The sequence below is a fragment of the Curtobacterium sp. MCLR17_039 genome, from assembly GCF_003234745.1.
Classification (GTDB): Bacteria; Actinomycetota; Actinomycetes; order Actinomycetales; family Microbacteriaceae; genus Curtobacterium; species Curtobacterium flaccumfaciens.
This window is the reverse complement of the sequence record NZ_QKTF01000012.1, coordinates 102,373-108,708: the sequence shown is the minus strand read 5'-3', so window position 1 is coordinate 108,708 and position 6,336 is coordinate 102,373. Positions and strand designations below refer to the sequence as shown.

6 protein-coding genes are annotated in these 6,336 nt (G+C 71.4%); 1 reads left to right on the top strand and 5 read right to left on the bottom strand.

Going from position 1 to position 6,336, the window contains the following annotated elements:
* Nucleotides 1-282: 282 nt before the first annotated feature.
* Genes dnaG through dusB form a run of 3 tightly spaced genes read right to left on the bottom strand, consistent with a single transcriptional unit; the run spans nucleotide 283 to nucleotide 4,701 of the window.
* On the bottom strand, nucleotides 283-2,202 hold the full coding sequence (gene dnaG, locus DEJ00_RS14125; RefSeq protein WP_027465327.1) for a DNA primase: 1,920 nt from the start codon (nucleotides 2,200-2,202) through the stop codon (nucleotides 283-285).
* Nucleotides 2,203-2,242: 40 nt separating this feature from the next.
* Nucleotides 2,243-3,538, bottom strand: coding sequence for a deoxyguanosinetriphosphate triphosphohydrolase (locus DEJ00_RS14120; RefSeq protein ID WP_111057776.1), 1,296 nt, complete (start codon nucleotides 3,536-3,538; stop codon nucleotides 2,243-2,245).
* On the bottom strand, nucleotides 3,535-4,701 hold the full coding sequence (gene dusB, locus DEJ00_RS14115) for a tRNA dihydrouridine synthase DusB (RefSeq protein WP_110860455.1): 1,167 nt from the start codon (nucleotides 4,699-4,701) through the stop codon (nucleotides 3,535-3,537). The genes DEJ00_RS14120 and dusB overlap by 4 nt, the downstream gene beginning before the upstream one ends.
* Nucleotides 4,702-4,748: 47 nt before the next feature.
* Between dusB and DEJ00_RS14110 the strand changes: the two genes are divergently transcribed.
* Nucleotides 4,749-5,234 (top strand): aminoacyl-tRNA deacylase, encoded by a 486-nt coding sequence (locus DEJ00_RS14110; protein WP_027465325.1) that lies wholly within the window; start codon nucleotides 4,749-4,751, stop codon nucleotides 5,232-5,234.
* 8 nt (nucleotides 5,235-5,242) lie between these two features.
* On the opposite strand, the gene DEJ00_RS14105 is transcribed toward DEJ00_RS14110, so the two are convergent.
* Nucleotides 5,243-5,488, bottom strand: a complete 246-nt coding sequence (locus DEJ00_RS14105; RefSeq protein ID WP_146247980.1) for a hypothetical protein — start codon at nucleotides 5,486-5,488, stop codon at nucleotides 5,243-5,245.
* A gap of 5 nt (nucleotides 5,489-5,493) precedes the next feature.
* The gene (locus tag DEJ00_RS14100; protein WP_027465323.1) at nucleotides 5,494-6,228 is read right to left on the bottom strand and encodes a DsbA family protein; all 735 of its coding nucleotides are present in this window, start codon (nucleotides 6,226-6,228) and stop codon (nucleotides 5,494-5,496) included.
* Nucleotides 6,229-6,336 lie beyond the last annotated feature (108 nt).

The window sequence follows — 6,336 nt, the reverse complement described above, 5'->3', positions numbered from 1 at the left end:
GGCCGATCACCGAGATCTACACACGGGATGTCGTCGGCGGGGGCAGAGGTGTATAAGAGACAGAACCACCCCGAGCGGTCACGTCCCGTCGGCCGAACCCCGGCCAACTGACGCTTCGCGACCACTCGACGCCCCACACGCGGCACGTCCTGACCACTCACGCCGGCGCCGACAGAACCACCTGCCGCTCGCAGCCCCACCGCGCGACGGTTCCCGCGACCTCGGCGAGACGCACGCGGCGCGTCGTGCGACCCCGCGCCCACCAACAGCGCGGGAAGAGCCCTAGGACGCCTCGGCGTCGGCGCGCAACCGCATCCGCTGCCCGTCGATGTCGACGAGCTGCCGCTGGATCTCGGCGCGACGTTCGGCCTGCTCGTGCGGATCGGCGCGCTGCAGCTGTCCGAGCAACGAGGCCTTGCGGGCGAGCAGGTCGCGCTCGACCAGAGCCACGACGATGCTCCGGCAGTAGGCAGCCAGGTCCTCGGCGTTGCGCGCGGGGATCGGCGCGAGGGCGAGTTCGTGCGTCAGGGTGCGGAGGGGTGCCGGCACGTCGGCGAGCAGCCGGTCGAGCCAGTCCCCTGCGCCGATGACGTCGACGTTGGCGACCACGGCGTCCCGCACGGCGGCGAGCATCGGCGTCGAGAACGTGGCCGACGCGGCGAGCCCGAGCATCGGTGCCCCGACGGACGTGGGCTGCTGCACCATCGCCATCACGGCGTCGCGCTCCATGCGGCTGATCGGGTCGTTCGGCAGCGAACGGATCCCGGCGACGGGCTCGTCAGGGGTGTCCGCCCCGTCGGTGCCGGTTCCGGCACGGCCGTCGCGCCCCGAGCCCGCGGACCGGTCGTCCTGGGCAGCGGACCCCGCACGACGCCGGGCGGTCTCGACCGACCGACGGACCTCGGGGATCTCCATCCCCAGCCAGCCGGCGAGTTCGCGCACGTAGCCCTGCGTCAGTGAGCGGTCGCGGATACCGGCGAGCACGGGCGCAGCAGCGCGCAGGGCACCGACGCGCCCCTCGACGGTCTCGAGGTCGTGGCCGTCCAGGGTGCGGCGGATCATGAACTCGAACATCGGGCGCTTGTTCGTGACCAATCGGCGGATCGCGTCGTCACCGCGGGCGAGCCGGAGGTCGCACGGGTCGAGCCCACCGGGCGCCACGGCGACGTAGGTCTGCGCGGCGAAGCGCTGTTCTTCCGCGAAGGCACGCGAGGCTGCGCGCTGCCCGGCCTCGTCGGGGTCGAACGTGAACACGACCTCGCCGTTGGCGTTCGGGTCGGCGCCGGCCAGGTCACCGAGCATCGGGCGCAGCACCTTGATGTGGTCGACACCGAACGACGTGCCACAGGTGGCGACGGCGGTCGTGACGCCCGCGACGTGACACGCCATCACGTCGGTGTAGCCCTCGACGATGACGACCTGCTTCTGCTTCGAGATGTCGCGGCGTGCCAGGTCGAGCCCGTAGAGCACCTGGCTCTTGTGGTAGATCGGGGTCTCGGGCGTGTTGAGGTACTTGGGACCCTTGTCGTCCTCGAGCAGGCGGCGCGCCCCGAAGCCGATGGTCGCCCCGGTGACGTCGCGGATGGGCCACATCAGGCGCCCGCGGAACCGGTCGTACGGCGAGCGGTCCCCCTGGCTGACGAGGCCGGCGGACACGAGTTCCTCCATCGTGAAGCCGCGACCGCGCAGGTGGTCCTTGAGCATGTCGTAGGACTTCGGGGCGAACCCGACGCCGAAGTGCTGGGCGGCCGAGGGGTCGAACCCGCGCTCCCCCAGGAACCGGCGGGCGGGGTCGGCGGCAGCGGTGGTGAGCTGCCCCGTGAAGTACTCGAGCGCGGCTTCGTTCGCGGCGATCAGCCGGGCACGGGTGTTGTAGTCGGTGCGCGGCCCGTCGCCCTCTTCGTAGTGCAGGGTGAAGCCGATCTTCGCGGCCATGCGCTCGACGGCCTCGGCGAAGGTGGTGTGGTCCTGCGCCATGATGAAGCTGAAGACGTCGCCGTCCTCACCGCAGCCGAAGCAGTGGTAGCGGCCGACCTGGGGCCGGACGTGGAACGACGGGGAGCGTTCGTCGTGGAAGGGGCAGAGGCCCTTCATCGACCCGACGCCCGCGTGCTTCAGCGTGACGTAGTCGCCCACGACGTCGGCGATGTTGACACGCGAGCGGACCTCGTCGATGTCGTTCCGCGCGATCCTGCCAGCCACCCCTCGATCCTAGTTCGTGGGACCGACGTCGGCGGACCGGTCAGACGGCGATGTGGACCGGTTCACGGTCACCCACCACCAGACGTCGGTGCCACGCGAGTGCACCCTGGTCGGTCAGGCTCGCGACCTGGTCGACGACGGCGCGCAGTCGGCCGGCGTCGTCGCCCGCGGCGTGCCAGTCGGCGGCGAAGCCGGGCTCCAGGTCGGACGCCCCCGTCGCCGCCAGCGCGTCGAGCAGTTCGGTGAGCACGCGGCGCTGGTCCTCGTACACGGGCTGACGGTCGCCCTGGGTCATCACGAAGGCCGCGACGATGCCCTTGAGCACCGCGATCTCACCGATGATCTCGGGCGGGGTGACGACCGACGCGGCGAACCGCACGAGCGACCCCGAGGCGTAGGACTCACGGGTGGCCGTCGTGGCGGTGCGCGCGAAGCGTCCGATCAGCTGCGACGTCAGGTTCTTCAGGCGTGCGGCGTCACGGCGGGAGCCGTCGTACGCGGTCATCCAGAGCGGCAACTCGCGCAGGCGGTCGAACGCCTCGAGCAGCTCGTCGCGGCTCAGGTCGTCGCCGACCCAGGCGTGCATGGCGCTCACGATGTCGTTCTCGCCGACACGGTCACCCAGGGCCGCGACGTCGATGAACCCGGCGACGACGGCGTCCTCGAAGTCGTGCACCGAGTACGCGATGTCGTCGGCGAGGTCCATGACCTGCGCCTCGATGCAGCGCTGGCGACGCGGGGCGCCGGCGCGGAGCCACTCGAAGGCGTCGTGGTCGTCGTCGTAGAAGCCGAACTTGGTGCGCCCGGAGGACGACTCCGAGACCCCCTGCGCCGCCGGCCACGGGTACTTGCAGCTGGCGTCCAACGACGCGCGGGTCAGGTTGAGCCCGTACGGACGGTCGACATCGGAACCCGGCCGGACGCCGTAGACCTTCGGCTCGAGCCGCGTCAGCAGCCGGAGGGTCTGCGCGTTGCCTTCGAAGCCGCCGATCCCGGTGGCCCAGGCGTTCACGGCGGTCTCGCCGTTGTGCCCGAACGGCGGGTGCCCGATGTCGTGCGCCAGGCACGCGGTGTCGACCACGTCGGGGTCGAGCCCGAGCGAGTCGGCGAGCTCGCGGCCGACCTGCGCGACCTCGAGCGAGTGGGTCAGCCGGTTGCGGGCGAAGTCGAGCCCCGCCGTCGGGCTGAGCACCTGGGTCTTGGCGGCCAGACGCCGGAGGGCGCTGGAGTGGAGCAGTCGGGCGCGGTCACGGGCGAAGTCCGAGCGGCGGTTGCCGTGTTCTTCGGGGAGCCAGCGCTCCGCGTCGGCCGGGCCGTACGAGGCGGTGGCGCTCATCCGCCGCTGTGGTGCAGCTCGGCGGCGGCCAGGACCTTGCGGAACTCGGAGTCGACGTCGCGGCTCTCGAGCCAGCGGTCGGGCAGGGCGGTGCGCTTCGGGTGCCCGGCACGACCGCGCGGCCCCTCGGCGTCGGCACCCGGGTACGGCGCGTCGTGGTCGAGCTGGCCGAGGAAGTCGTCGATCTCCTGCAGGCTCGACGCCATCGCCAGGCCGGCCCGGACGTCGCTGCCGATCGGGTACCCCTTGAAGTACCAGGCCACGTGCTTGCGGATGTCGCGGCAGGCGTGCTCTTCGTCGCCGAAGAACTCGACGAGCAGCTCGGCGTGCCGGCGGAACCCGTCGGCGACCTCGCCCAGGGACGGCATGTACCGCAGCCCCTCGCCGCGGAACGCCGCAGCCAGGTCGCCGAACAGCCACGGGCGGCCGAGGCAGCCACGCCCGACGACCACGCCGTCGGCGCCGGTCTCGTCGATCATCCGGAGCGCGTCGGCGGCCGACCAGATGTCGCCGTTGCCGAGGATCGGGATGTCGGTGACGGTCTCCTTCAGCGTGGCGATCGCGGACCAGTCGGCGTGCCCGGAGTAGTGCTCGTTCGCGGTGCGGGCGTGCAGCGACACCGCGGCGACACCGGCGTCGCGCGCGATGCGTGCGGCGTCGAGGTAGGTCAGGTGGTCCTCGTCGATGCCCTTGCGCATCTTCACCGTGACGGGGACGTCGCCCGCGGCGCGCACGGTCTTGGTGACGAGCTCGCGGAACAGGTCGAGTTTCCAGGGCAGGGCCGCGCCGCCGCCCTTGCGGGTGACCTTGGGCACCGGGCACCCGAAGTTCAGGTCGATGTGGTCGGCACGGTCTTCGCCCACCAGGATCGACGCCGCTTCGGCCACGGTGTTCGGCTCGACGCCGTACAACTGGATCGACCGCGGGGTCTCGGACTCGTGGTGCTGGATGAGCTGCATCGACACGGGGGTCCGTTCGACCAGCGCACGCGAGGTGATCATCTCGCACACGTAGAGCCCGGCGCCGTACTCGCGGCACAGCCGGCGGTACGCCATGTTCGTGATCCCGGCCATCGGCGCGAGCACGACCGGCACATCGACCTCGATCGGGCCGATGCGCAGGGGGCCGCCGACTCGCGAGGCGGGTGCTTGTGTGATCGTCATACCTGTCCCATCTTCCCACGTCGGTGCGCGCCGGTAGCGTTCTCCACATGACGACCGACGCCAGCACCCGGTTCGACGCCGACGCCCAGGCCCGTGGCCTGCCGGTCGAAGTGGTCGAGCGCCCGGCCGCGAACTCCCTGCACGAGGCCGCCGGACTGCTCGGCATCGAGCCCGGCGACATCGTCAAGACCCTGGTGGTGAAGCGCCACGACGGCGGGTTCCTGCTCGCCCTGGTGCCCGGCGGCCGCAGCATCGCCTGGAAGAAGCTCCGCACGGTCGTCGGCGTCAACAAGCTCTCGATGCCCGACGCCACCACTGCGCTCGAAGCGTCCGGGTACGAGCGCGGCACCATCACGCCGATCGGTGCCACGGGCGACCTGCCGGTGTACGCCGACGAACGCATCGTCGGCCGCCGGGTCGCCCTGGGCGCCGGCCGGCACGGTGCGAGCGCCTTCGTCGACGCCGACGCGCTCATCGCCGCCTACGGCGCGACCGTCGCCGACATCACCGACGAGGAACCGCAGCGCGACTGAGGCAGCCGTCAGTCCGGCACCTCGGACCAGTCACCCTCGGCCCCGGCGAACGAGCCGGCGTCGATCAGGCAGGCATCGCCCTCGCAGACCGGCGCACCGCCGGGCGTGACGAGCGTCAGCAACGCGGGACGGGCCTCCAGACCGGGAACGCCGGAACCACCGAACGCGCCCGGCAGCCCCGTGAGCGCGTCCGGGACGGACGGCACCGACGTCACGGCCTGGAGGCGCACCGCGCCCTGGTCGCTGATGGTCATGTCCGTCATCGGGTCACCGCCACGTCCGCGCTCGCGTCGTCCGCAGCGCGCTCGGCCGCCGAGGCGACCTCCTCCGGCGTGGTCTCGCGGAGCGCGACCACCTGGCGGAGCACCTGCTCGAACGCCGTGGGGTCCTGGGCGCCGGAGACGCCGTACTTGCCGTCGATCACGAAGAAGGGCACGCCGTTGATCCCGTACGCCTGCGCCTGGGCCTGGTCGGCGCGGACCGCGGCGAGCTGGGCGTCGTCGCGCAGGGTGCTGAGGACCTCGTCGCGGTCGAGTCCGATCTCCGCCGCCAGGTCGGCGAGCGAGGACTCCTGTCCGACGTGTTCGCCGCGCTCGAAGTAGGCGGTGAACAGACGCTCGACCATCTCGAGCTGCTTGCCGTGCTGCTTGGCGAGGTGGATGACCTGGTGGGCCTTCACCGTGTTGGTGTGGTGCATGGCCTCGAAGTCGTAGTCGAGACCGACGCCAGCGGCGATGGCGGTGACCTGGTCGAGCATCTGCTGCGCCTGGTCGACGGGCATGCCCTTGTGGCCCGAGAGGAACTCGGCCTCGGTGCCCTCGAAGTCGACGGGGGTGTCCGGGCTGAGCTCGAAGGAGTGGTACTCGACCTCGACGGGGCGGCCCTCGCTCGAGGCGCCGAACGCGGCGACGCCGGCCTCGAACTTGCGCTTGCCGATGTAGCACCAGGGGCAGGCGATGTCCGACCAGACATCGACCTTCACGGAGTCGTTCATGCTGACCCCAACGCGATCGTGCGGCGCGCATTCCCGCCGCTGGCAGCAAAACACCGGTGTTCGCAGGTCGAACACCCTGCTGCGGGTGTGCAACACACGAACACCGGT